The organism is Serratia sp. SA088, assembly GCF_049065515.1.
In the GTDB taxonomy this organism is placed as follows: Bacteria; Pseudomonadota; Gammaproteobacteria; order Enterobacterales; family Enterobacteriaceae; genus Serratia; species Serratia nematodiphila.
The window spans coordinates 300,819-325,877 of record NZ_JBAKGW010000006.1 but is presented as its reverse complement, the minus strand read 5'-3'; the positions used below and the strand labels follow the sequence as shown (position 1 = coordinate 325,877).

The window sequence follows — 25,059 nt, the reverse complement described above, 5'->3', positions numbered from 1 at the left end:
CAATAACAATCTTTTACCGCGCGTTTCGGCGGGCTTTTTGCTGGGCATTGTCGGCCATCAAACCTTATTGGCTATTTCTGGGGATATATGAAAATCAAAATGATAGCGAGCCTGATCGGCGCGGGACTGGCGCTGTACGGGCCGGCTGCGGCCGCGCAGGAACAGGCGGAAAATAATAAAGGCAGCGTGGCGTTCAGCCCGCTTAACGTCTCGGCCGCCGACGGCGGCAAGAGCAGTGAAAAAGAGGCGTTGGCGAGGCCTGGCGCGTTCAGCTCGCGCGACGAAAACAAAAATCTGGAGTCGGTGGACAGCATTCTGCGCAGCATGCCGGGCACCTATACCCAGATTGACCCCAGTCAGGGGGCGGTCAGCGTCAATATTCGCGGCCTGAGCGGCTTTGGTCGGGTCAACACCATGGTCGATGGCATTACCCAAAACTATTACGGTACTTCCACGTCTGGCGTGATATCGCACGGTTCGACCAATAACCAGGCGGGCGTTTTGATTGACCCCAATTTCATCGTCGGCGTGGACGTGGCGCGCGGTGAGAACAGCGGCGGCAGCGGCGTAAACGCGTTGGCGGGCAGCGCCAACTTCCGCACTATCGGTGTTGATGATGTGATCTTTTCCGGCAATCCTTTCGGCGTGAGAACCAAATTCTCGGTCGGCAGCAACGGCATTGGCCGCAGCGGCATGATCGCCGTCGCCGGCAAGGGACAGGCGTTTACCGATACCGGCAGCATTGGCGCGATGGCCGCGGTCAGTGGGAGCTCTATTTATTCGAACTTCAACAATGGCGACGGTATCAGCAGCGAAGATTTTGGGTACGATGAATTTATGAAGCAAAATCCCAAGTCACAGCTGTTCAAACTGGATATCAAGCCTAACGAGTTCAATAGCATTGAGTTTTCCGCCAGGAACTACCAAAACCGCTTTTCTCGGCGCGATATCGATAGTCATGACCTCTACCTCAAATATCACTATGCGCCGTTTTCGGAGCTGGTGGATTTAAACTTCACCGTCAGCACCAGTAAAGGCAATCAGAAATACGACGGCGGTTCGCTATTCACCTTCTTTAACACCAATGCAAAAAACCGCTCCGATGCGCTGGATATCAACAACACCAGCCGATTCAGCCTGCTGGATACTGATGTAGCCTTCAGTTATGGCGGCAAGCTGATGCGCAACCAATACCGCAAACATGTTGAATCGGCGATAGAGAATGCGCAGACGGCGCAGGAGGCGATAGAAAATAACACCTTCGCGCCATCCGGCGAGCAGCGAATCGGCAGTTTATATACCGGCCTGCAGCTTAACCGGGATATTTATCAACTCGATCTCAATCTGAACTACACCAGCAACAAGCTGACCGGCTACAAGCCTGAATGCGATTATCGCGTGGAATGCTTCCCGCAAGGGGCCGCGAACATCAATTTGAAAGAGCAAGGGTTCAATCCTTCGGTAATGCTATCGGCGCAGGTGACGCCGTGGTTGCAGCCGTTCGTCAGCTACAGCAAATCGATGCGTGCGCCGAACATTCAAGAAGTGTTCTATTCCAACTCGGGTGGCGCATCGATGAACCCGTTCCTCAAGGGGGAACGGGCGGAAACCTGGCAGGCCGGCTTCAATGCCAACGGACACGATCTGTTGGTGAAGGAAGATTCATTGCGCCTTAAGGTCGTGGGCTATACCAGTAAGGTACGTAATTACATCTTCAGCGAGTCCTACATGGTATGCCGCAATGGGCGGAAATGCAGTTATCGCGAAAATCTGGAAAACGATTGGGCTGATGCGAGCGAAGATTACTCGGACAACATGTATATCTACGTCAACTCTCTGACGCCGGTACGCATGCATGGTGTTGAGGTTGAAGCCAACTATGACGCCGGTCGAGCATTCGCCCGCGTCTCTTTCAGCAAGCAACACACCGAGCAGCCGACCTCCATCGCCAGCACCTATTTCGGCGCCGGGGATATCAATGAACTACCGGACATGTATTTTACGTTGGATACCGGGGTGCGTTTCCTTGATGAATCGCTAACCGTCGGCAGCATCGTGAAATACACGGGCAAAACGCGTCGCTTGTCGCCGGATTATGAACAGAGCGAAGTGACCGGTGAAATCCTGAAGCAAGAGATGCCGAACATTCCTACCATTATTGACCTGTACAGCACTTATCAGATCAACCGCAACGTCATGCTGAAATTTAGCGTGCAAAACGTGATGAACAAGAGCTATTCCGAGGCGTTGAACAAACTGAATATGTTGCCGATCCAAGGGGATGACGCGACGGCCGCCAACACCGCCCGTGGGCGGACTTATATCTTCGGCGGGGAGGTGCGCTTCTAAACCGCAGCAGAGCAGGGCGCAGTCACTGCGCCCGTTTCGCCTGCAGCAGCCATTTGTCCAGCTCGTTGGCGAACTGCTGGCGGTCGCGCTGGTTCAGGGCGTTCGGGCCGCCGGTCTGAATGCCGCTGGCGCGCAGAGTATCCATAAAATCGCGCATGTTGAGGCGCTCGCGGATGGTGTCCGGCGTATAGCGCTCGCCGCGCGGGTTCAGCGCCACCGCGCCTTTCTCTATCACCTCCGCCGCCAGCGGGATGTCGGCGGTGATCACCAGATCGCCCGCTTCGCAGCGGCGCACGATCTCGTTATCGGCCACGTCGAAACCGGCCGCCACCTGCAGCGAACGGATGTACTTCGACGGCGGCGTGCGCAATGGCTGGTTCGCCACCAGCGTGACGGTGATGGCGGTGCGATCGGCGGCGCGGAACAGCACCTCTTTGATCACGTTCGGACAGGCGTCCGCATCGACCCAAATCTGCATCATTTCGGCTCCTGCAGCCAGTCGCGCACCGGCAGGAAATCGCGCGTCAGCGCCGCTTCCGGGCTGTCGGCCTCCGGCTGGTAGTTATATTCCCAACGCACCAACGGCGGCATCGACATCAGGATGGACTCGGTGCGGCCGCCGGTTTGCAGCCCGAACAGCGTGCCGCGATCCCACACCAGGTTGAATTCCACATAGCGGCCGCGGCGATACAGCTGGAACTGGCGCTCGCGCTCGCCCCAGGTCAAGGCCTTGCGTTTTTCGACGATCGGCAGATAGGCGTCGAGGAAGCCCTGGCCCACCGCGCGGGTGAAGGCGAAACAGTGGTCGAAATCCGGGGTGTTCAGATCGTCGTAGAACAGGCCGCCGATGCCGCGCGCTTCGTTGCGGTGCTTGATGAAGAAGTAATCGTCGCACCATTGCTTGTATTTCGGGTAGACCTCGTCGCCGAACGGCGCGCACAGCTCGGCCGCGGTGCGGTGCCAGTGCACGGCATCCTCTGCGAAACCGTAGAACGGCGTCAGGTCAAAACCGCCGCCGAACCACCACACCGGCGCCTCGCCCGGTTTTTCGGCGATGAAGAAGCGCACGTTGGCGTGGCTGGTGGGCACGTAGGGGCTGAGCGGGTGGATAACCAACGAGACGCCCATCGCCTGGAAGCTGCGCCCGGCCAGTTCCGGACGGTGCGCGGTCGCCGAGGCCGGCAGAGTGGCGCCGGAGACGTGCGAGAAGTTGACCCCCGCCTGTTCGAACACCGCGCCGTTGGTCAGCACGCGGCTGCGGCCGCCGCCGCCTTCTTCACGCGTCCATTGGTCTTCGGTGAACACGGCGCCGCCGTCGGCCTGGGCGAGCTGCGCGCAGATGTGATCCTGCAGCGCCAGCAGGAAGGATTTTACTTCAGCGATGTTAGGTAAACTCATGCGGGGTCTTTATAGCGTCTGGCTGAACAAGGCGCTGAGTATACTCTTATTCGCCGCCCGCGGCATCAGCGGGGTTTGCGTTGGTGTGCGTCGAAATAGTCGAAGAAGTTGATGATGCCGTCCGCGATGGCGCGGGCGATTTTCTCGCGAAACGCGGTGGTGCCCAGCAGCCGCTCTTCGTTCGGGTTGGTGATGAACGAGGTTTCCACCAGCACCGAGGGGATGGACGGGGATTTCAGCACCGCGAACGCCGCCTGTTCGGTGCTGTCGCTGTGCAGATGGTGCACCGGGCGAATTTGGCCGAGCACGTGGCGGCCGAGCGTCAGGCTGTTGTTGATGGTGTCGGTTTGCACCAGATCGAACAGCACCTGCTGCAGGTAGTTGTCCTGATCCTTGTACTTGCCGCCCGCCACGTCGTCCGCGGCGTTTTCACGGTTGGACAGGTAGCGCGCCATGGCGCTGCTGGCGCCGCGGTTGGAGAGGGCGAACACCGAAGCGCCGGAGGCCGACGGGCTGGTGAAACCGTCGGCGTGAATCGAAATGAACAGATCGGCCTGGTGCTGGTGGGCGATCTCCACCCGCTGGAACAGCGGAATGAATTCGTCTTCTTCGCGCGTCAGGCGCGCCTCGACGTGATCGTGCTCATGCAGGAAACGGCGCACGTGGTTGGCGATTTCCAGCACGATGTGTTTTTCCTGCGAGCCTTCATGGCCGACCGCGCCGGAGTCGATGCCGCCGTGGCCGGGATCGATCATCACCCGCTTTTTGCCGCCGGCCGGTTTCGCCGCCGGTTTGCTGTGCTGATTGCGCAGCAGGCCTTCCGCCTTGGCGTTTTGGCTTTTCACGCCGAACAGCGCCACCGCCAGGCCGGAAAGCAAAAGTTGGCGTCGCGTCGGGGAAACGGCAAGCGGCTTAAAATTGAGGAAGGGTTTACCCTGCTTTTTCATGACGCAACACTCCGTCGACGTTTCTATTTTGCGACGTTATATCGTATTGATAATCATTAATCGACCCGATAACTATTTCCATTTATTACGCTTGTTACCGGCGATTCCTGGGCAAATAGCGCGCTAAATCGCAGTTTGATATTGCGTAAGTGAATAATCACGCGATAATCAGATAAACACCTTAATTAACAGCGGCCAACATCGATGGAAATTCGCGTATTTCGACAAGACGACTTTGAAGAAGTCATTACCCTGTGGGAGCGCTGCGATCTGCTGCGGCCCTGGAACGATCCGGAAATGGACATCGAGCGCAAGCTGAACCACGATCCGGAGCTGTTCCTGGTGGCGGAAGTCGGCGGCGAAGTGGTCGGTTCGGTGATGGGCGGCTATGACGGCCACCGCGGCTCGGCGTATTACCTCGGGGTGCATCCCGACTATCGCGGGCGCGGCATCGCCAATGCGTTGATCAACCGTCTGGAGAAGAAGCTGATCGCCCGCGGCTGCCCGAAGATCCAGATTATGGTGCGCGAAGACAACGACACGGTGGTTGAGATGTACGAGAAGCTCGGCTACGAAATCCAGGGCATCACCAGCCTGGGCAAGCGGCTGATCGAAGATCAGGAATATTGATCGAGCGGCGGACGGCGGTATAGCCCGCCCGCCGCAGCGCATTACGGCAGCTTTTTGACGGTTTTTACGTCCACTTCCACGCTGCTCCAGTCTTTATCCACTTTCCCTTCCAACTGCACCTTGTCTTTCGGTGTGACGGTTTGGCCGTTCCAGCGCTTGCGATCGATCTCGACCGTCAGGGTGCCGGTGGCGTCGCGGAAGGTGTAGGTATCGTCGCCGATGCGCTGCTCGATGTTGCCCTGCAGCATCACCCAGGTGTCGTCGCTCAGCGATTTCACCTTGTCCACGGTGGTCAGCGCCGCGCTGGGGCCGGAGAAACCGCCCTGCGGAGCGGGTTGCGTTTGTGCCTGCGGCGCGGCCGGATCGAGGAACCCGCCTTGTTGCGCCAGTACCGGTGCGCTGCACAGCGCGATCAGAGCGGCCAGAGTCAGTTTTTTCATGTTGCGCTTCCTTATCGTTATCGAAAATCACATCCCGCTGATATCGGGTGCTTGCTTGGTGATAAGGATTAAAACACGCCGATCTTAAGAGCTTCTTAAGCCGACGCATTGAAATTCTCGCTGGCGGCGCCCATCTGTAGCCATAGTCTTTATTCTGTGGCAAGGAACGAGCGTTGAAGCCATTCTCCCCCCGGTTTTCCCCGGACGATTACGACCAGCATGGCGCGCTGCGGCTGCCGCTGGGATTTTGGGCCGTGCTGATTTTGCAGGCGCGCACCTGGCTGTTGTTCGTGATGGCCGGCGCTTCACGTGAGCAGGGCGAAAGCCTGTTGGCGCTGTTTTATCCGGATACCCAACGTTTTTGGTACGGCATGCTGCTCGGCCTGCCGGCGGCGCTGGCGTTTTTGCTGAGCGGCCGTCGCCACCAATGGCCGCGACTGTGGCGCGGCTGGCGCTGGGGGCTGGCTGTCTCGCTGCTGGCGTCGCTCGGCGGCTCGCTGTTCAGCCTGTGGCGCCAGGACGGCGATGCGCCGGGGCTGGAGCTGGCGTTGGTGTTGCTCGACGCGCTGGCGCTGAGCTATCTGCTGCTGAATGCGCGCCTGAAAGCCTGTTTCGCGCCGGCGGAGCACGCCGACTAATTGCCGAGAAGTGCGGCACTTTTCGCATTTTCCGCACTCCAAGCTGGCAACCGTTGGCGTAGTGCGGGCCGTTGTGAGAGGCTGGCATGCAGCAAAACGCCGAGTGCGGCAGGCGCGGGCTACCGCGCCGTGCCATTGATGTCTAAGGAGCTAGAGATGAATATTCGCCCCCTGTTGTTAGGGCTTCCGCTGTTACTGACCGGCTGTTCGAGCATGTCCAATTTCTCCTGGTCCAGCCTGTCGCCGTTCAACTGGTTCGGCAGCAGCCTGGAGGTCGGCGCCAAGGGCGTCGGCAAGCTCAACGCCGGCACGCCGATGTCGGAAAGCGCCATCAATGACGGGCTGGACGGCAACTACCGCCTGCGCGGCGGCATGGCGACCAACAACGGCCAGATCGTCTCTTATTACCAGGCGCTGTCCGGCGACGAAGTGAAACTGGTGATCACCGGCGAACCGAAAGGGCGCCTGCAGCGCGTGGACGTGCTGGATCCGAAAGTGGCGACGGAGTGGGGCAACAAGCTCGGCACGCCGTTCGGCGATATGTACAGCAAGGCGTTCGGCTCCTGTAAGCCGGGCAGCGGCGAAGACGCCGGTAAAGTGGAGTGCGTGGCGGAGCAGAGCAAGTACGTCACCTACATCTTCAGCGGCAAGTGGGCCGGGGCGCAGGATATCATTCCGCCGGACGACACCCTGAAAAGCTGGACGGTCAGCAAAATCATCTGGCACGCCAAGCCGCAGCAGTAACGTGTTCAACGGGCGCCGGTTCGCGGCGCCTGCCCATTACCCCTATTTTCTTTGCGCTGCTGCAAGGCAATCGTCCGCGCTTGCGGTATGATAGCGCGCGTTTGTAACAGGGAACCCGCGCGTCAACCGCCATACCTGTTGCCTGGTTTTGGTATTGAGGATAACAACATGACACAGGTTCAGAGCGGCATTCTGCTGGAGCACTGCCGTTTCGCCATTTTTATGGAAGCCAGCGTACAGGGCGAATTCGCCGACTTGCGCCAGGGCTGCAAGCAGTTTTGTCAGACCCTGAGCGAGCTGCAGCAGCAGTTCCCCGATGCGCGCCTCGGCGCGGTGATCGCTTTCGGTTACGACGTTTGGCACGATCTCTCCAGCGGCCAGGGCGCGAAAGAGTTGAAGCCGTTCACGCCGCTCGGCAAAGGGCTGGCGCCGGCCACCCAGCGCGATATGCTGATCCACATCCAGTCGCTGCGTCATGACGTCAACTTCACGCTGGCGCAGGCGGCGCTGGCGGCGTTCGGCAATGTCATCAAGATTGAAGAAGAAACCCACGGCTTCCGCTGGGTGGAAGAGCGCGATCTGAGCGGCTTCATCGACGGCACCGAAAACCCGCAGGGCGACCAGCGCCCGGCAGTGGCGACGATCGCCGAAGGCGAAGAGGACGCCGGCGGCAGCTATGTGCTGGTGCAACGCTACGAGCACAACCTGCGCCAGTGGCAGCGCTTTACCACCGAACAGCAGGAGCAGATCATCGGCCGCACCAAGCACGACAGCGAAGAGCTGCCGGCCGATCAGCGCCCGGATACCTCGCACGTCAGCCGCGTCGATCTGAAAGAGAACGGCAAGGGCCTGAAAATTTTGCGCCAGAGCCTGCCTTACGGCACCGCCAGCGGCAAGCACGGCCTGTTCTTCATCGCCTATTGTGCGCGCTTGCACAATATCGAGCAGCAGCTGCTGAGCATGTTCGGCGATCTGGACGGCAAACGTGACGCGATGTTGCGCTTCAGCCGTGCGGTGACCGGCAGCTACTACTTTGCGCCATCGCTGACGCGCCTGCTGTCACTTTGATGCCGTCGCCGAAGCCGGCGCGTCCGGCTTCGGTCTGTTTTCCCGCCTCAAAACGCCTCGTATTTCCTGCCTTATAGCGTTTGATGCTTGTAAATCACTAAACGGTATATAAAAGCGTTACAGCTCCGCACCGAGTTATAAATACACTGGTCGTCAATAAGGCGAAAGCCTGAAGGAATGACTCAGTGATAAGGTGCAGAATGAAACAAAACCGGGTTAAAAATCTCGTGCTGAAAGGTTGGCTGGCGGCTGCGCTGTTGGCGAGCGGCGCCGCGTCGGCGGCGGAATTGCTGAACAGCTCTTATGACGTTTCCCGTGAATTGTTCGTCGCGCTGAATCCCGGCTTTGAACAGCAGTGGAATCAACAGCATCCGAACGACAAGCTGACCATCAAACAATCGCACGCCGGCTCGTCGAAGCAGGCGCTGGCGATCCTGCAGGGCCTGCGGGCCGACGTGGTGACCTACAACCAGGTCACAGACGTGCAGATCCTGCACGATCGCGGGCAGCTGATCCCGGCGGACTGGCAGGCGCGCCTGCCGAACAACAGCTCGCCGTTCTATTCCACCATGGCGTTTTTGGTGCGCAAGGACAACCCGAAGGGCATCCACACCTGGAACGATTTGGTGCGTGACGACGTGAAGCTGGTGTTCCCGAACCCGAAAACCTCCGGCAACGGCCGTTACACCTATCTGGCCGCCTGGGGCGCCGCCAGCCAGGCTGACGGCAACGATGCGGCCAAGACCCGCGCCTTCATGACCCGCTTCCTGAAAAACGTGCTGGTGTTCGATACCGGCGGTCGCGGCGCGACCACCACCTTCGTCGAGCGCGGTTTGGGCGACGTGCTGATCAGCTTCGAGTCCGAAGTGAACAACATCCGCAAGCAATACGGTGAAGACAAGTACGAAGTGATCGTGCCGCCGGTCGATATTCTGGCGGAGTTCCCGGTGGCCTGGGTCGACAAAAACGTAGAGCGCAACGGCACCGAGCAGGCGGCCAAAGCCTATCTGAACTACCTCTACAGCCCGGCGGCGCAGCAGGTGATCACCAGCTTCTACTACCGCGTCTATGACCAGAAAGCGATGGCGGCGGCGAAGGGGCAATTCCCGGACACCCAACTGTTCCGGGTGGAAGACCAGTTCGGCGGCTGGCCGCAGGTGATGAAAACTCACTTCGCCACCGGCGGCGAGTTGGATCAGCTGCTAGCGGCAGGGCGCAAGTAAATGTTGGCGTTGTCGTCCAGTAAACGGGTGCTGCCCGGATTTGGCCTCAGCCTCGGCAGCAGCCTGTTTTATACCTGTTTGATCCTGCTGCTGCCGCTCAGTGCGCTGGTGATGCAGCTGGCGCAGATGAGCCTGGCGCAGTACTGGGAAGTGATTTCCAACCCGCAGGTGGTGGCGGCGTACAAAGTGACGCTGCTGGCCGCCGGCGTCGCCAGCCTGTTCAACGCGGTGTTCGGCATGCTGATGGCCTGGATCCTGACGCGCTACCGTTTTCCCGGCCGTTCGCTGCTGGACGGCCTGATCGATCTGCCGTTCGCGCTGCCGACGGCGGTGGCCGGCCTGACGCTGGCCGGTCTGTTTTCCACCACTGGCTGGTACGGGCAGTGGCTGGCGCACTTTGACATTAAGGTCACCTTCACCTGGCTTGGGATCGCGGTGGCGATGGCGTTCACCAGCCTGCCGTTTGTGGTGCGCACCGTGCAGCCGGTTTTGGAAGAGCTGGGGCCGGAATACGAAGAGGCGGCCGAGACGCTGGGCGCCACGCGTTGGCAGAGCTTTCGCCGCGTGGTGTTGCCTGAGGTGGCGCCGGCGCTGCTGGCCGGCACCGCCATTTCCTTTACCCGCAGCCTGGGCGAGTTTGGCGCGGTGATTTTCATCGCCGGCAATATCGCCTGGAAGACGGAAGTGACCTCGCTGATGATTTTTGTGCGTTTGCAGGAGTTCGATTACCCGGCGGCCAGCGCCATCGCCTCGGTGATCCTGGCGGCGTCGCTGCTGCTGCTGTTCAGCATTAACGTCTTGCAAAGCCGCTTCGGCAGACGTTTGGGAGGAGGGCACTGATGGCTGATATTTCCGCCTTCAACGGCGCCGAGCGCCCGCGCGTCAACTGGGGCAAGTGGACGTTGATCGCCATCGGCACGCTGTTTTCGGTGCTGCTGCTGGTGGTGCCGATGATGTCGATTTTCGCCGAGGCCTTCTCCAAAGGGTTCGGCGCGATGTGGAGCAACTTGCTCGATCCGGACATGCTGCACGCCATCTGGCTGACGGTCTTGATCGCGCTGATCACCGTGCCGTTCAACCTGGTGTTCGGCACGTTGCTGGCGTGGCTGGTGACGCGTTTCACCTTCCCCGGCCGCCAGCTGCTGCTGACGTTGATCGATATCCCGTTCGCCGTTTCACCGGTGGTGGCGGGGCTGATTTATCTGCTGTTTTATGGCAGCAACGGCCTGCTGGGCGGCTGGCTGGATGCGCATAACATCCAGATCATGTTCTCCTGGCCGGGCATGGTGCTGGTGACCATTTTCGTCACCTGTCCCTTCGTGGTGCGCGAGCTGGTGCCGATGATGCTCAGCCAGGGCAGCCAGGAAGACGAGGCCGCCATTCTGCTGGGGGCGTCCGGTTGGCAGATGTTCCGCCGCGTGACGCTGCCCAACATTCGCTGGGCGCTGCTGTACGGCGTGGTGCTGACCAACGCGCGCGCCATCGGCGAGTTCGGCGCGGTGTCGGTGGTATCCGGTTCGATTCGCGGCGAAACCTACAGCCTGCCGCTGCAGGTCGAGCTGTTGCAGCAGGATTACAACACCGTCGGGGCCTTTACCGCCGCCGCCCTGTTGACCCTGATGGCGATCGTTACCCTATTTTTGAAGAGCGCGCTGCAGTGGCGTCTGGAACGTCAAAACGCGCGTCTCGAGCGGGAGGAAAATCATGAGCATTGAGATTAACGGCATCAACAAGTACTTCGGTCGCACCAAGGTATTGAACGATATCTCGCTCGATATTGCTTCCGGCGAGATGGTGGCGCTGCTCGGGCCGTCCGGCTCCGGCAAGACCACGCTGCTGCGCATCATCGCCGGGCTGGAAAGCCAGAGCGGCGGCAAGCTGGGCTTCCACGGCACCGACGTCAGCCACATGCACGCGCGCGACAGGCGCGTGGGCTTCGTATTTCAGCACTATGCGCTGTTCCGCCACATGACGGTGTTCGACAATATCGCCTTCGGCCTGACCGTGCTGCCGCGCCGCGAGCGGCCGAATGCCGCGGCGATCAAACAGAAAGTCACTCAGTTGCTGGACATGGTGCAGCTTGGCCATTTAGCCAATCGCTACCCGTCGCAGCTGTCCGGCGGCCAGAAACAGCGCGTGGCGCTGGCGCGCGCCCTGGCGGTGGAACCGCAGATTCTGCTGCTGGATGAACCGTTCGGCGCGCTGGATGCGCAGGTGCGCAAAGAGCTGCGCCGCTGGCTACGTCAGCTGCATGAAGAGCTGAAATTCACCAGCGTGTTCGTCACCCACGATCAGGAAGAGGCGATGGAAGTGGCCGACCGCATCGTGGTGATGAGCCAGGGCAATATCGAACAGGTTGGCTCGCCGGAGGAGATTATGCGCGAGCCGGCCAGCCGCTTCGTGCTGGAGTTTATGGGGGAAGTGAACCGTCTGAACGGCGAAATTCGCGGCTCCCAGCTGTTCGTCGGCGCGCACCAGTGGCCGCTGTCGTTCCAGCCGATGCACCAGGGCAGCGTCGATCTGTTCCTGCGCCCGTGGGAAATGGAAGTGGCGACCGAGAGCAGCGAGCGCTGCCCACTGCCGGTTCAGGTGTTGGAAGTCAGCCCGCGCGGCCATTTCTGGCAGCTGACGGTGCAGCCGATCGGCTGGCACCAGGAACCGATCGGCGTGGTGCTGCCGGAAGGCAACGCTACGCCGGTGCGCGGCGGCCGTTATTACGTCGGCAGCCTCAATGCGCGGCTGTATGCCGGCGATCAACTGCTGCAACCTGTTGCGTTAGCCAAAAGCGCCTGATAGGTTTTAGCCAGTCCTTTTCTTTAAGGCAACCCCGGGGTTGCCTTTTTACTTTACGCACACCAACACACAGGCAAAGATCGTGACAACGCTCGAACAATGCATCGGGAATACCCCGCTGGTACAACTGCAACGGCTGGCCGCCCAGGCGGGCAGCGAGGTATGGGTCAAACTGGAAGGCAACAATCCGGCGGGATCGGTGAAGGATCGCGCCGCGTTGGCGATGATCCAGCAGGCGGAGCTGCGCGGTGAGATCAAGCCCGGCGACGTGCTGATCGAGGCTACCAGCGGCAACACCGGCATTGCACTGGCGATGATCGCTGCATTGAAAGGTTATGCGCTGAAGCTGCTGATGCCGGAGAACATGAGCCTGGAGCGGCAGGCGGCGATGCGCGCCTACGGTGCGGAACTGATCCTGGTCAGCCGTGAGCAGGGGATGGAAGGGGCGCGCGATCTGGCGCTGGAGATGCAGCGCCAGGGGCAGGGCAAGGTGCTGGATCAGTTTAACAATTTCGACAATCCCTATGCCCACTTCACTACCACCGGCCCGGAGATCTGGCGCCAGACCGAAGGGCGCATCACGCACTTCGTTTCCAGCATGGGCACCACCGGCACCATTACCGGCGTGGGCGGTTACCTGAAGAGCCAGAATCCGCAGGTGCAGATCATTGGCCTGCAGCCGGCGGAAGGCAGCAGCATCCCCGGCATTCGCCGTTGGGCGCCCGCTTACCTGCCGGGTATTTTCCGCCCGGAGCTGGTGGATCAGGTGTTGGATATCGAGCAGCGCGATGCCGAGCAGACCATGCGCCAGCTGGCGCAGCGTGAAGGCATTTTCTGCGGCGTCAGCTCCGGCGGTGCGGTGGCCGGCGCCCTGCGCGTCGCGGCGGCTAATCCCGGCAGCGTGGTGGTGGCGATCGTCTGCGATCGCGGCGACCGTTACCTCTCCACCGGCGTGTTCGACTGAGCGTTCCTTCCCGGCGGCGCGTCCCGCCGGGAAACGCCTTCTCACCTCCCTGTTACAGACTGCCTGTCCGGCCCGCCGACGCGGCGGCTATCGCCTGCTCGCGCGCCAATCCCCTGACTGAAGTAGAGAAATCGCGCGACAGCGGCCACACTAACGGTGGCGAGACGCCAAGAGCGATGTGTAAGGATTGAGTAAAACCGGCTGCAGGCCGGCGGAATTGGCGGGAAAATAACGAAAATCGGTGAAGGAGCAAGGCATGAAAATTTTACTGGTCGACGATGATCTGGAGCTTGGCACCATGCTGAGCGAATACCTGACGGGCGAAGGCTTCGACGCCACGCTGGTGCTGACCGGCAAGGCGGGGGTAGAGGGCGCGCTGTCGGGCGACTATACCGCGATGATCCTCGACATCATGCTGCCGGACATGAGCGGCATCGACGTGCTGCGCGACGTGCGTAAAAAGAGCCGGCTGCCGATCATCATGCTGACTGCCAAAGGCGACAACATCGATCGGGTGATTGGCCTGGAGATGGGGGCCGACGATTACATGCCCAAGCCATGCTATCCGCGCGAATTGGTGGCGCGTCTGCGCGCGGTGCTGCGCCGTTTCGAAGAGCGGCCGCAAGAGGCGGAGGACGAGGCCGCCATCAGCTTCGGCGAGCTGACGCTGAACCCTTCAACCCGCAGCAGCGAATGGCGCGGTAAGGCGTTTGATCTGACGGCTTCGGAATTCAATCTGCTGGAGCTGTTGCTGCGCGCGCCGGACCGCGTGGTGTCGAAGGACGAACTGTCCGAGAAGGGGCTGGGTCGCCCGCGCGAGGCCTATGATCGCAGCGTGGACGTGCATATCAGCAATATCCGCCAGAAGTTGAGCGCGCTGGCCGGCAGTAAGCTGAGCATCGAGACGGTGCGCAGCATCGGCTATCGCATACGGTAACCAGACATGCGCGGAAGACTGTTCTGGAAAATTTTGCTCGGCTTTTGGCTGACCTTCCTCATTATGACGCAGGCCTTGTGGGTGGCGTTTTCTCTTTATGGCGACCGCTATGTGCCGCCGGAGAATTCCATGGCGCGGCGGGCGATAGGCCTGCAGCTGACCTCCGCCGCCACCCAGTTGCGCAGTGGCGGCATGCCGGCGCTGGAAGCCCTGACGCGTGACTGGCCGGAGGACGATCGGCGTCTACTGTCGGTGACCCCGATGACCCAACCGCCGCCTGAGCCGGAAGAACCGGTGTTTGAAGGGCGACGGATGCCGAAAGAGATTTCCGCCTGGGTGCAGACCGGAGAAGGGCAGGGTTACTGGCTGAGTTATAACGTGCGCGGGCTGCGGGAAGAGTATCGGCCGGAGCGGCGTTCCCACTTCTTCAACATTCCAGCACCGATGCTGTGGGTCGGCGGGCTGGGCGGTTTGCTGTTCAGTGCCGTGCTGGCCTGGAACCTGACCCGGCCGATGCGCCAGCTGCGCGGCGGCCTGGATCGGGTGGCGCAGGGCGATCTGTCGGTGCGGCTGTACCCAAATATGCGGCGGCGTCATGACGAGCTGTCCGACGTGGCGCGCGATTTCGATACCATGGCCGAGCGGCTGGAGCTGCTGGTCAGCGCCCGCGAGCAGTTGCTGCACGATGTTTCGCACGAACTGCGTTCACCGTTGGCGCGCCTGCAGCTGGCGATCGGCCTGGCGCGACAGAATGCCGGCAATGTCGAAACCTCGCTCAAGCGCATCGAACATGAGTCGGGGCGGTTGGACAAAATGATCGGCGAGCTGCTGGCTCTGTCGCGTACCGAACACAGCAGCTTGCCGGACGAAGAGTATTTCGATCTGTACGGTCTGGTGGACGCGGTGGTGAGCGATGCGCGCTACGAGGCGCAGGTTCCCGGCGTGGATATCGTGCTGCAGGCCGAATCGGACGTGGAGTATACCGTCAAGGGCAATGCGGAGCTGATGCGGCGTGCGGTGGATAACGTCGTGCGCAATGCGTTGCGCTTCTCCAGCCACGGCCAGCGGGTGACGGTGGCGCTGTCGCGCGTCGATAACCAGTTCCAGATCGCCGTCAGCGATCAGGGGCCGGGTGTCGAGGAGTCGAAGCTGTCGAGCATCTTCGATCCTTTCGTACGCGTGAAATCGGCGCTGTCGGGCAAGGGCTACGGCCTGGGGCTGGCGATTACCCGCAAGGTGGTGCTGGCGCACGGCGGCCAGGTTGAGGCTCGCAACGGCGACAAAGAGGGGCTGGTCATCACTCTGCGCGTGCCGCGCTGGTCGTCATGACGCAGCGAGATGGGGATACCCCGAAGGGATAAAAAAACGGCGCCGAGGGCGCCGTTTTTTATTGCTCATCCGCGATTACTTCTTGATGCGGATGATCGGGGTTTCGCCAACGGTCACGCTGCCCGACAGTTTGATCAGCTCTTTGATCTCGTCCATGTTGGAGATAACGACCGGCGTCAGGGTAGACTTGGCTTTTTCTTCCAGCAGTGGCAGGTTGAACTCGATAACGACGTCGCCTTTCTTGACGCGCTGGCCTTCTTCGGCGATGCGTTTGAAGCCTTCGCCTTTCAGTTCTACGGTATCGATGCCGAAGTGGACGAACAGCTCAATGCCGCTGTCGGATTCGATAGAGAATGCATGGTTGGTTTCGAAAATCTTGCCGATGGTGCCGTCAACCGGAGCAACCATTTTGTTGCCGGCCGGTTTGATGGCGATACCGTCGCCAACGATTTTTTCAGCGAACACTACGTCCGGCACATCTTCGATATTGACGATTTCGCCAGAAAGGGGAGCGACGATCTCGATAGTGCCCGTGTCTTTCTTGTCATCAGAAACCAGAGATTTCAGTTTATCGAACAAACCCATGATCTTCTCCTAAGCATTAAATTGGGCGGCGTTCCAGTGTCGTGGAAGTTTAGCAGAGCGTTTTTTCTTCGATGAATTTATTGACGCAATTCATCAGGTCTTGTGCCGTTGGCTGTGCCAAGGCCTGCGCTGCCAACGCCTTCACATCTTCGAAATTCGTGTTACGAATAATTTTCTTGATGCGCGGGATTGAAATCGCACTCATGCTGAACTCATCCAGCCCCATGCCCAATAACAACAGTGTAGCACGCTCATCACCAGCCAGTTCGCCGCACATGCCGGTCCACTTGCCTTCCGCGTGAGATGCATCAATAACCTGTTTGATCAGGCCAAGCACTGATGGGGACATCGGGTTATAGAGATGAGAAATCAGCTCGTTGCCGCGATCTACCGCCAGAGTATACTGGGTTAGATCGTTTGTCCCAATACTAAAGAAGTCGACTTCTTTCGCCAGGTGGTGAGCAATGACCGCCGCAGCCGGTGTTTCCACCATCACGCCCACTTCGATGCTCTCGTCAAACGCCTTGCCTTCTTCGCGCAGCTGCGCTTTCAGCGTCTCGATTTCGCCTTTCAGATCGCGCACTTCTTCCACGGAGATGATCATCGGGAACATGATGCGCAGTTTGCCGAACGCCGAGGCGCGCAGGATGGCGCGCAGCTGGGCGTGCAGGATTTCACGGCGGTCCATCGCGATGCGGATGGCGCGCCAGCCGAGGAACGGGTTCTCTTCCTTCGGCAGGTTCATGTACGGCAGGTCTTTGTCGCCGCCGATGTCCATGGTGCGGACGATCACCGCCTGCGAGCCCATGGCTTCCGCCACGGCCTTGTAAGCCTGGAACTGCTCGTCTTCGGTCGGCAGCGAGTCGCGGTCCATGAACAGGAATTCAGTACGATACAGGCCGACGCCTTCCGCGCCGTTGCGCTCTGCACCCGCGACGTCGCGCACGGTGCCGATGTTGGCGCAGACTTCAACCTGATGGCCGTCCAGCGTAATCGCCGGCAGGTCCTTCAGCTTGGCCAGATCGTTTTTCTCGGTGATGTATTGGTTCTGGGCGGCTTTCAGCTGATCGATAACGTCAGCGGTCGGGTTAACGTAAATCTGGTTGTTAACCGCGTCCAGAATCAGGTAGTCGTCGTTTTTCACCTGCTTGGTCACGTCGCTGGTGCCGACGATCGCCGGCAGCTCCAGGGAGCGCGCCATGATGGAGGTATGGGAGGTACGGCCGCCGAGGTCGGTGATGAAGCCCAGCACTTTGTCCAGGTTCAGCTGTGCGGTCTCGGACGGGGTCAGATCGGTGGCCACCAGGATCACTTCGTCCTGAATGGAGCCCAGATCGACGATCGGCATGCCCAGGATGTTTTGCAGCAGGCGCTTGCCGATGTCGCGCACGTCGGCGGCGCGTTCTTTCAGGTATTCGTCGTCCAGCTCTTCCAACGCTTTCGCCTGGCCTTCGATCACGGTGTAGGCGGCGGCGTCTGCGGAGGCCAGATCGTCTTTGATTAGGGCTATGATTTCCTGCTCAAGCTCTTCGTCTTCCAGCAACATGATGTGGCCTTCGAAGATAGCTTCCTTCTCTTCGCCGAAGGTTTCGCCAGCTTTGGTCTTGATCGCTTCCAGCTGTTCGGACGCTTTCGCGCGGCCGGCCAGAAAACGTGAGACTTCCTGCTCTACTTGATCAGCAGAGATTTTCTTCCGGTTGATGACGATGTCGTCTTCTTTCAGCAAGAGAGCCTTACCAAAAGCGATGCCCGGTGATACTAAAATGCCTGAAATCATAACCCTACCTTACTCTTGACTGGTGTTAACTAAAAAGACGGGCCGATTACTCAAGCTCTGCCATCAGTTTTACCAAGTGCTCAACGGCTTTCTGCTCGTCTTCACCTTCAGCTGAGATGGTCACTACGGTCCCTTGAGTCAGCCCCAGAGTTTGCAGTTTGAACAGGCTTTTAGCGCTGGCGCTTTTGCCGTTGGAGGTCACGGTGATGTCAGACGTGAAGCCTTTGGCTTCTTTAACGAACTGAGCGGCAGGGCGAGTATGCAGACCATTCGGAGCGGTAATAGTAACTTCTTGCTGGAACATTGATGTTTCCCCAACTTATTGGATTAATGTTGTGGAGTTAAAGTTTAGCCCAGGGGGCTGACTTTAACTTGTCTGGTTATAGCGCCTGACTATGGACAGGGGCGAACGTTGATGCAACAGAAAACGACGCGTTAGGCACTTCAGATCAAAAAACTCGGCTTTAGACGTCGTTCCAATCCGCTCCCCATTATGCCCGATTCGCCGCGTCGGCGACAGATGAGTAAATCGATTCAGCCTCGACCGGGCTCGGAGAGTGATTAATTTTGCGCATCGAAATAATGCACCGTTAAATACTAAAGGCGACGGGCAAAAGCAATCTTGGACTGCTATAAAGTTTGATCCAGTCCACAAAAAAGCACCCTACAGGGTGCTTTTTTTGCGATTTGTGCAGTGGCGGAATTACTGCTGCAATTCCTGCTCGGTGAACAGATCGGCGAACAGCGCGGTGCTGAGATAACGTTCGCCGGAAGAGGGCAGGATGACCACGATAGTCTTGTCGGCGAACGCCGGTTCTTCGGCCAGTTTCACCGCCGCCGCGACCGCTGCGCCGGAGGAGATGCCCGCCAGGATGCCTTCTTCGTCCATCAGGCGGCGCGCCATGCTGATGGCTTCGTCGTTGGAGACTTTCTCGACGCGATCCACCAGATCCAGATCGAGGTTGCCCGGAATGAAGCCGGCGCCGATGCCCTGGATCTTGTGCGGGCCCGGCTTCAGCTCTTCACCGGCCAGCGCCTGGCTGATGACCGGCGAGTCGGTCGGCTCGACCGCCACGGTGGTGATGGCTTTGCCTTTGGTGTTTTTGATGTAGCGGCTGACGCCGGTCAGCGTGCCGCCGGTGCCGACGCCGGAGATGAACACGTCGACTTCCCCGTCGGTGTCTTCCCAGATTTCCGGGCCGGTGGTTTTTTCATGGATCGCCGGGTTGGCCGGGTTGCTGAACTGTTGCAGGATCAGGTAACGGTTCGGATCGGTGGCGACGATCTCTTCCGCCTTGGCGATGGCGCCCTTCATGCCTTTCGCCCCTTCGGTCAGCACCAGGTTGGCGCCCAGCGCTTTGAGCAGCTTGCGGCGCTCGATGCTCATGGTTTCCGGCATGGTCAGCGTCAGCTTGTAACCGCGCGCGGCGGCGACGAAGGCCAGCGCGATGCCGGTGTTGCCGCTGGTCGGCTCCACCAGTTCTTTACCGGCGGTCAGCACGCCGCGTTGTTCCGCATCCCAAATCATATTGGCACCGATGCGGCATTTGACGCTGAAGCTCGGGTTGCGTGATTCAACCTTGGCCAGAATGCGTCCGTTGCCGATACGGTTCAGACGAACCAGCGGCGTATGGCCGATTGTTAATGAGTTGTCTTCATATATCTTGCTCATAGCCCGTCCTTTAACTCTATGAAAATGTGGGGAACATCGAAAGCATACGCTAACAGTACCGGCAGGGAAGTAAAGAATTGGTATATCTATATGTTATTAGGAAATAAGTTTTAAGCACAATGATAAGGGCGCGAAATGCGCGCCCTGTCGAAAATTTCCGCGCTGTCGGCGGCAAAAAACGGCGGTTATCGGACGAATTGCGAGCGGTAGCGATCGACCCACATCGCGGTGGCGCCGCAGACGGCGACCGGCAGGATCACCAGGTTGAGGATCGGGATCATGGTGAACAGGCTGACCAGCGCGCCGAACTGCAGGTTGTCGGTTTTGTGCTGGCGCAGTGCGCGGCGCATATCGGCAAAGCTCACCTTGTGGTTGTCGAACGGATAGTCGCAATACTGGATCGCCAGCATCCAGGCGCTGAACAGGAACCACAGCACCGGCGCCACCGTTTGACCGATGCCGGGCACGAAGTACAGCGCCAGCAACAGCAGCGCGCGCGGCAGGTAATACATCAGCTTGCGCCATTCGCGCGCCATGATGCGCGGCAGATCTTTGGCGATGCCGAGCAGGCCGGTGTCCGGCAGCGGTTTGCCGGTCAGGCTGCCTTCGAGCTGTTCCGCCAGCAGGCCGCAGAACGGCGCGGCAATAAGATTGGTGATGGTGCTGAACAGATAGCTGAACACCAGCAGCACCGAAATGACCGCCAGCGGCCACAGCAGGTAGCTCAACCATTGCAGCCAGTCGGGAACGTGGCTCATCATCGCCGGGATCCAGTCGCCGAGGCGGCTGAACAGCCACCAGAAAGCGGAACCCATCAGCAGCACGTTGACCAGCAACGGCAGAACCACATAGCGTTTAATCCCCGGGCGTGAAATCAGACGCCAGCCTTCGGCGAAATAGTGAATGCCGCTGGTCGATCGGGGAGAGGGCTGCGTATAGGACATATCTTAAGTTATCTCGTTGTCTGAACAGGCATCATTATCATATAGGGATGATTTTCCACTGGCTAGGGTAGGGTTGGCTGAAAAACCAGCAGAAAAAGGCAGTATAATCATCTTTATTGGCATAAAGTTCAGCACGGACTTGCACTTGTGTGCGCGGGCAAATAGAGTTAAAGAGTGAATGTTTGCCGCGGTGGCAATGTATTGGAACAACAGAGATAGCAATGATGCAGGATTTGCGTCTGATATTAATCGTTGTTGGCGCGATCGCCATAATAGCGCTGTTATTGCACGGTCTGTGGACCAGTCGCAAAGAACGGTCAGCGCTCTTCCGCGATCGCCCAGCCAAACGTTCCCAAAAGGAACGTGAACAAACTCCGATCGACGATCTCGAAGAAGGCGTCGGTGAGGTGCGCGTACGCGCCGCTCACCCGCAAGACGAGCCGTCATTCGGCCATTTCGATGCCGCACGCGAAGAACCCGTGGCCGCGCCGAAGCCCGCTCCGGCGGCTGCGCCAGCGCCCCGCGCCGTTCAGCCGGCCGCTCATCAAACGCCGCCTCCGCTGTCTCAGCGGCCGGAGTACGATGACATCCTGCTGAACAACTACGCGCCGGACGAAGAACCGGCCGAACCGCAGCAACCGCAACCGGCCGCGCGCCGTGAGCCGCGCGTCGACGATCTGCCGCATGAACATGAGGCGCCGCAGAGGGCTGAACCGGCATTCCACGCCGAGCCGGCCCCTGTGCAGCCCGCGCCGGAAGTGAAGCCGGCGCAGGAGCCTGCGCCACAGCCACAACAGCCGGCGGCTGCGCCAATTCAGGCCAAGCTGAAAGAGACCGTGCTGGTGCTGCACGTCGCGGCCCATCAGGGCGGCGTAATCGGCGGCGAAGTGCTGCTGCAGAGCGTGTTGCAGGCGGGCTTCCAGTTTGGCGAGATGGGCATCTTCCACCGCCATATCAGCCCGGCCGGCAGCGGCCCGGTGCTGTTCAGCTTGGCGAACATGGTCAAGCCGGGGTCGTTCGATCCTGACATGATGTCCGACTTCTCCACGCCGGGCGTGTCGATGTTCATGATGGTGCCGTCTTACGGCGACGCCAATCAGAACTTCAAGCTGATGCTGCAGTCGGCACAGCGCATCGCCGACGACGTGGGCGGCGTGGTGCTGGACGACGAGCGCCGCATGATGACGCCGCAGAAGCTGGAAACCTACAAAGCGCGTATCCGTGAAGTGTTGGAAAACAACGCCTGACCGGATTGCCGCGCGCACTGAACATCCGTAACAACAAAGCCCCCGCTAGCCGGGGGTTTTTTATCTTTGATGGTGAGCCATGGAATCGATAATCCAACAAATCAATCAACTACGAGCCACACTGCGCCATCATGAATACCAGTATCATGTGCTGGATGCGCCCGAAGTGCCGGATGCGGAATATGACCGCCTGATGCGCGAGCTGCGCGAGCTGGAGAGCGAGCATCCGGAGCTGATCACCGCCGATTCGCCGACCCAGCGCGTGGGCGCGGCGCCGCTGGCGGCGTTCGACCAGGTGCGCCACGAAGTGCCGATGCTGTCGCTGGACAACGTGTTTGACGAAGAGAGCTTCCTGGCGTTTTACAAGCGCGTGCAGGACAGGCTCAAGAGCAGCGATCCGCTGACCTTCTGCTGCGAGCTGAAGCTGGATGGCCTGGCGGTCAGCCTGCTGTACGAAGACGGCGAACTGGTGCGCGCGGCGACGCGCGGCGACGGCACCACCGGCGAGAACATCACTACCAACGTGCGCACCATTCGCGCCATCCCGCTGCGCCTGACCGGCGACAACATCCCGCGCCGGCTGGAAGTGCGTGGCGAAGTGTTCATGCCGCAGGCCGGTTTCGAACAGATGAACGAAGAAGCCCGGCGCAAAGACGGCAAGGTATTCGCCAACCCGCGCAACGCCGCCGCCGGCTCGCTGCGCCAGCTCGATCCGCGCATTACCGCCAAACGTCCGCTGACCTTCTTTTGCTATGGTGTCGGCCTGCTGGAGGGCGGCGAGCTGCCGCGCAGCCACTTTGAACGCCTGATGCAGTTCAAGGCCTGGGGCCTGCCGGTCAGCGATCGCGCCCAGCGCCGCACCGGCAGCGAGGAAGTGCTGGCATTTTATCGCCAGGTCGAGCAGGACCGCGCGCAGCTCGGGTTCGACATCGACGGCGTGGTGATCAAGATTGACGATATCGATCTGCAGGAAACGCTGGGCTTTGTGGCGCGTGCGCCGCGTTGGGCGACGGCGTTCAAATTCCCGGCGCAGGAGCAGATCACCGTGGTGCGCGAAGTGGAGTTTCAGGTTGGCCGCACCGGTGCGATTACGCCGGTGGCGCGCCTTGAGCCGGTGCTGGTGGCCGGGGTGACCGTCAGCAACGCGACCTTGCACAACGCCGATGAAATTGAGCGTCTGGGGCTGCGCATCGGCGATACGGTGATCGTGCGCCGCGCCGGCGACGTGATCCCGCAGGTGGTGGGGGTGCTGGAAGACCGCCGGCCACAGGATGCGCGCGAAGTGGTGTTCCCGCTGCACTGCCCGGTGTGCGGTTCCGACGTTGAGCGCGTGGAAGGCGAGGCCGTGGCGCGCTGCACCGGCGGTCTTATCTGCGGCGCGCAGCGCAAAGAGGCGTTGAAGCACTTCGTTTCCCGCCGCGCGCTGGACGTTGAAGGCATGGGCGACAAGATCATCGAGCAGCTGGTGGACAAGGAGTACGTGAAGAACCCGGCCGATCTGTTCCGGCTGTCCGCCGGCATTCTGACCGGCCTGGATCGCATGGGGCCGAAATCGGCGCAGAATCTGGTCAACGCGCTGGAGAAATCCAAGCAGACCACCTTCGCCCGTTTCCTGTATGCGCTCGGCATTCGCGAGGTCGGTGAGGCGACCGCCGCCAACCTGGCCGCGCATTTCGGATCGCTCGAGAAGCTGTTCGCCGCCGATATCGAGGCGTTGAAAGAAGTGCCGGATGTCGGCGAAGTGGTGGCCAAACACACCCGCAATTTCCTCGATGAAGCGCTCAATCAGCAGGTGATCAACGAGCTGGTGGGCGCCGAGATCGGCATCCGCTGGCCGGCGCCGGTGGTGGTGGTGGTGGAAGAGATAGACAGCCCGTTCGCCGGCAAAACCGTGGTGCTGACCGGCTCGCTGAGCCAGCTGTCGCGCGACGAGGCCAAAGATCGCCTGACGGCGCTGGGCGCCAAGGTCAGCGGCAGCGTGTCGAAGAAAACCGATCTGGTGATCGCCGGCGAGGCGGCCGGCTCCAAGCTGGCGAAGGCGCAGGAGCTGGGTATCGCCGTGATCGACGAAGCGGAAATGATCCGCCTGCTGGGTGACTGATGGAAAAGGAAAACCTGCTGGAGATCGCCAATACCGTGATGCCGTTCGGCAAGTACCAGGGGCGGGTGCTGATCGACCTGCCCGAAGAGTACCTGCTGTGGTTCGCCCGCAAGGGCGAATTCCCCAAAGGCAAGCTCGGCATGCTGATGGAGATGACGCTGGCGATTAAAATCGAAGGGCTTGATCACCTGGTCAAGCCGCTGAAGAAAAGCTGATCTGACGGGCCTCGGCCCGTCTTTTGTTACCCGCGCGACGCCTGTGCGTTGGGCACCGGCTGTTGCGCCCGCTGCTTGCGCTGGTACCTTTTCGCCAGCACTGCGCAGGTCATCAACTGCACCTGATGAAACACCATCAGCGGCAGCACCATGATCCCCACCGTCGCCGCCGGGAACAGGATATTGGCCATCGGAATGCCGTTCGCCAGGCTCTTCTTCGAGCCGCAAAACACGATGGTGATCTCGTCCGCCTTGCTGAACCCCAGCCAACGTGCCATGTAAGTGTTCACCACCAGCACGATCGCCAGCAGCACGATGCTGCCGCCGACGATAAACGCCAGCGAACCAAGCCCTACCTGATGCCAGATACCGTGCGTCACCGCTTCGCTGAAGGCGGCGTACACCACCAGCAAAATCGAGGTCTGGTCGGTTTTGCCGATCAGCGGGCGATGGCGCTCGATCCAGCCGCCGATCAGCGGCCGCAGCAGGTGGCCAGCGACGAACGGCACCAGCAGCTGCAGCACGATCGAGCCCACCTGCCGCAGGCTGCCGGTATCGCCGTGCACATTCATCAGCAGGCCGACCAACAGCGGCGACACGAAGATCCCCAGCAGGCTGGAGGCGGAGGCGCTGCACACCGCCGCCGCCACGTTGCCGCCCGCCAGCGAGGTGAAGGCGATGGCCGATTGCACGGTGGCGGGCAGGATGCACAGGTAGATGAAACCGGCGTACAGCTCGGGGCTGACGTCGATCGGCGCCCACCAGGCGAACAGCATGCCCAGCGCCGGAAAAATGATGAAGGTGCTGAACATCACCCACAGATGCAGCCGCCAGTTGTTGCTGCCGGCCAGGATGGCCTCGCGCGACAGCTTGGCGCCGTGCATGAAGAACAGCAAGGCGATGGCGGCGATGGTCAGGGCGTTGAGCCAGCCGACGAACTCACCGCGTGCCGGCAGGAACGACGCCAGCAGTACGGTGGCGATCAGCGTCAGGGTAAAACGATCGGGCAGAAATCTCATGGCGGTGCGCTCAGGGTAGAAAATCGATGGGGCTATTCT

At 60.2% G+C, this 25,059-nt stretch carries 25 protein-coding genes; 15 read left to right on the top strand and 10 right to left on the bottom strand.

What is annotated here, in order from left to right:
• Window positions 1-87 precede the first annotated feature (87 nt).
• Complete coding sequence (locus ACOWVD_RS17415; RefSeq protein WP_049243142.1) at window positions 88-2,349, top strand: TonB-dependent receptor domain-containing protein; 2,262 nt, start codon at window positions 88-90, stop codon at window positions 2,347-2,349.
• 22 nt (window positions 2,350-2,371) lie between these two features.
• Here ACOWVD_RS17415 and ACOWVD_RS17410 read toward each other — a convergent pair whose 3' ends face one another.
• From ACOWVD_RS17410 to amiA, 3 genes are all read right to left on the bottom strand, one after another.
• Complete coding sequence (locus ACOWVD_RS17410; RefSeq protein WP_004936514.1) at window positions 2,372-2,827, bottom strand: YaiI/YqxD family protein; 456 nt, start codon at window positions 2,825-2,827, stop codon at window positions 2,372-2,374.
• The gene (gene hemF, locus ACOWVD_RS17405; RefSeq protein ID WP_015378680.1) at window positions 2,827-3,747 is read right to left on the bottom strand and encodes an oxygen-dependent coproporphyrinogen oxidase; all 921 of its coding nucleotides are present in this window, start codon (window positions 3,745-3,747) and stop codon (window positions 2,827-2,829) included. The genes ACOWVD_RS17410 and hemF overlap by 1 nt, the downstream gene beginning before the upstream one ends.
• A gap of 65 nt (window positions 3,748-3,812) precedes the next feature.
• On the bottom strand, window positions 3,813-4,694 hold the full coding sequence (gene amiA, locus ACOWVD_RS17400) for an N-acetylmuramoyl-L-alanine amidase AmiA (RefSeq protein WP_021505629.1): 882 nt from the start codon (window positions 4,692-4,694) through the stop codon (window positions 3,813-3,815).
• A 204-nt stretch (window positions 4,695-4,898) separates the two neighbouring features.
• On the opposite strand from amiA, the gene ACOWVD_RS17395 reads away from it, so the two are divergent.
• Window positions 4,899-5,324 (top strand): GNAT family acetyltransferase, encoded by a 426-nt coding sequence (locus ACOWVD_RS17395; RefSeq protein ID WP_004936504.1) that lies wholly within the window; start codon window positions 4,899-4,901, stop codon window positions 5,322-5,324.
• Window positions 5,325-5,365: 41 nt separating this feature from the next.
• On the opposite strand, the gene ACOWVD_RS17390 is transcribed toward ACOWVD_RS17395, so the two are convergent.
• Window positions 5,366-5,764 (bottom strand): YgiW/YdeI family stress tolerance OB fold protein, encoded by a 399-nt coding sequence (locus tag ACOWVD_RS17390; RefSeq protein ID WP_004936500.1) that lies wholly within the window; start codon window positions 5,762-5,764, stop codon window positions 5,366-5,368.
• A gap of 173 nt (window positions 5,765-5,937) precedes the next feature.
• Here ACOWVD_RS17390 and ACOWVD_RS17385 point away from each other — a divergent pair, with 173 nt between their 5' ends.
• From ACOWVD_RS17385 to ACOWVD_RS17340, 10 genes are all read left to right on the top strand, one after another.
• On the top strand, window positions 5,938-6,402 hold the full coding sequence (locus ACOWVD_RS17385; protein WP_049243144.1) for a DUF2919 domain-containing protein: 465 nt from the start codon (window positions 5,938-5,940) through the stop codon (window positions 6,400-6,402).
• Window positions 6,403-6,558: 156 nt separating this feature from the next.
• Window positions 6,559-7,146 (top strand): RpoE-regulated lipoprotein, encoded by a 588-nt coding sequence (locus ACOWVD_RS17380; protein ID WP_004936494.1) that lies wholly within the window; start codon window positions 6,559-6,561, stop codon window positions 7,144-7,146.
• Window positions 7,147-7,314: 168 nt separating this feature from the next.
• On the top strand, window positions 7,315-8,214 hold the full coding sequence (locus tag ACOWVD_RS17375; RefSeq protein WP_004936493.1) for a Dyp-type peroxidase: 900 nt from the start codon (window positions 7,315-7,317) through the stop codon (window positions 8,212-8,214).
• Between the two features lie 200 nt (window positions 8,215-8,414).
• Window positions 8,415-9,437 (top strand): sulfate ABC transporter substrate-binding protein, encoded by a 1,023-nt coding sequence (locus tag ACOWVD_RS17370; protein WP_033632428.1) that lies wholly within the window; start codon window positions 8,415-8,417, stop codon window positions 9,435-9,437.
• Complete coding sequence (gene cysT / locus ACOWVD_RS17365; protein WP_004936486.1) at window positions 9,438-10,277, top strand: sulfate/thiosulfate ABC transporter permease CysT; 840 nt, start codon at window positions 9,438-9,440, stop codon at window positions 10,275-10,277.
• Complete coding sequence (gene cysW / locus ACOWVD_RS17360; RefSeq protein WP_049243148.1) at window positions 10,277-11,152, top strand: sulfate/thiosulfate ABC transporter permease CysW; 876 nt, start codon at window positions 10,277-10,279, stop codon at window positions 11,150-11,152. Before cysT ends, cysW begins: the two co-directional genes overlap by 1 nt.
• On the top strand, window positions 11,142-12,230 hold the full coding sequence (cysA, locus tag ACOWVD_RS17355) for a sulfate/thiosulfate ABC transporter ATP-binding protein CysA (RefSeq protein ID WP_049243150.1): 1,089 nt from the start codon (window positions 11,142-11,144) through the stop codon (window positions 12,228-12,230). The genes cysW and cysA overlap by 11 nt, the downstream gene beginning before the upstream one ends.
• Before the next feature lie 82 nt (window positions 12,231-12,312).
• Entirely contained in the window at window positions 12,313-13,194 is an 882-nt protein-coding gene (gene cysM, locus ACOWVD_RS17350; protein WP_004936477.1) for a cysteine synthase CysM, read from the top strand.
• A gap of 256 nt (window positions 13,195-13,450) precedes the next feature.
• Window positions 13,451-14,131, top strand: a complete 681-nt coding sequence (locus tag ACOWVD_RS17345) for a response regulator transcription factor (RefSeq protein ID WP_021505622.1) — start codon at window positions 13,451-13,453, stop codon at window positions 14,129-14,131.
• Window positions 14,132-14,137: 6 nt separating this feature from the next.
• Window positions 14,138-15,460, top strand: a complete 1,323-nt coding sequence (locus ACOWVD_RS17340) for an ATP-binding protein (RefSeq protein ID WP_164095974.1) — start codon at window positions 14,138-14,140, stop codon at window positions 15,458-15,460.
• A 75-nt stretch (window positions 15,461-15,535) separates the two neighbouring features.
• On the opposite strand, the gene crr is transcribed toward ACOWVD_RS17340, so the two are convergent.
• The 5 genes from crr to cysZ form a co-directional block, all read right to left on the bottom strand.
• Window positions 15,536-16,045 (bottom strand): PTS glucose transporter subunit IIA, encoded by a 510-nt coding sequence (gene crr / locus ACOWVD_RS17335; protein ID WP_004936467.1) that lies wholly within the window; start codon window positions 16,043-16,045, stop codon window positions 15,536-15,538.
• Window positions 16,046-16,094: 49 nt separating this feature from the next.
• On the bottom strand, window positions 16,095-17,822 hold the full coding sequence (gene ptsI, locus ACOWVD_RS17330; RefSeq protein ID WP_004936461.1) for a phosphoenolpyruvate-protein phosphotransferase PtsI: 1,728 nt from the start codon (window positions 17,820-17,822) through the stop codon (window positions 16,095-16,097).
• Between the two features lie 46 nt (window positions 17,823-17,868).
• Window positions 17,869-18,126, bottom strand: coding sequence for a phosphocarrier protein Hpr (gene ptsH, locus ACOWVD_RS17325; RefSeq protein WP_004936458.1), 258 nt, complete (start codon window positions 18,124-18,126; stop codon window positions 17,869-17,871).
• A 399-nt stretch (window positions 18,127-18,525) separates the two neighbouring features.
• Entirely contained in the window at window positions 18,526-19,494 is a 969-nt protein-coding gene (gene cysK / locus ACOWVD_RS17320; protein WP_004936453.1) for a cysteine synthase A, read from the bottom strand.
• Window positions 19,495-19,679: 185 nt separating this feature from the next.
• Window positions 19,680-20,438, bottom strand: a complete 759-nt coding sequence (gene cysZ, locus ACOWVD_RS17315) for a sulfate transporter CysZ (protein ID WP_033632432.1) — start codon at window positions 20,436-20,438, stop codon at window positions 19,680-19,682.
• Window positions 20,439-20,659: 221 nt separating this feature from the next.
• Here cysZ and zipA point away from each other — a divergent pair, with 221 nt between their 5' ends.
• The 3 genes from zipA (at window position 20,660) to ACOWVD_RS17300 (ending at window position 24,001) form a co-directional block, all read left to right on the top strand.
• The gene (zipA, locus tag ACOWVD_RS17310; RefSeq protein WP_085337352.1) at window positions 20,660-21,685 is read left to right on the top strand and encodes a cell division protein ZipA; all 1,026 of its coding nucleotides are present in this window, start codon (window positions 20,660-20,662) and stop codon (window positions 21,683-21,685) included.
• A gap of 79 nt (window positions 21,686-21,764) precedes the next feature.
• Entirely contained in the window at window positions 21,765-23,786 is a 2,022-nt protein-coding gene (gene ligA, locus ACOWVD_RS17305; RefSeq protein ID WP_049243161.1) for an NAD-dependent DNA ligase LigA, read from the top strand.
• Window positions 23,786-24,001, top strand: coding sequence for a DUF3820 family protein (locus ACOWVD_RS17300; RefSeq protein ID WP_004936441.1), 216 nt, complete (start codon window positions 23,786-23,788; stop codon window positions 23,999-24,001). Before ligA ends, ACOWVD_RS17300 begins: the two co-directional genes overlap by 1 nt.
• 26 nt (window positions 24,002-24,027) lie before the next feature.
• Here the strand turns inward: ACOWVD_RS17300 and ACOWVD_RS17295 are convergent, their stop codons facing one another.
• Window positions 24,028-25,020, bottom strand: coding sequence for a bile acid:sodium symporter family protein (locus ACOWVD_RS17295; protein WP_197800072.1), 993 nt, complete (start codon window positions 25,018-25,020; stop codon window positions 24,028-24,030).
• Window positions 25,021-25,059: the final 39 nt, after the last annotated feature.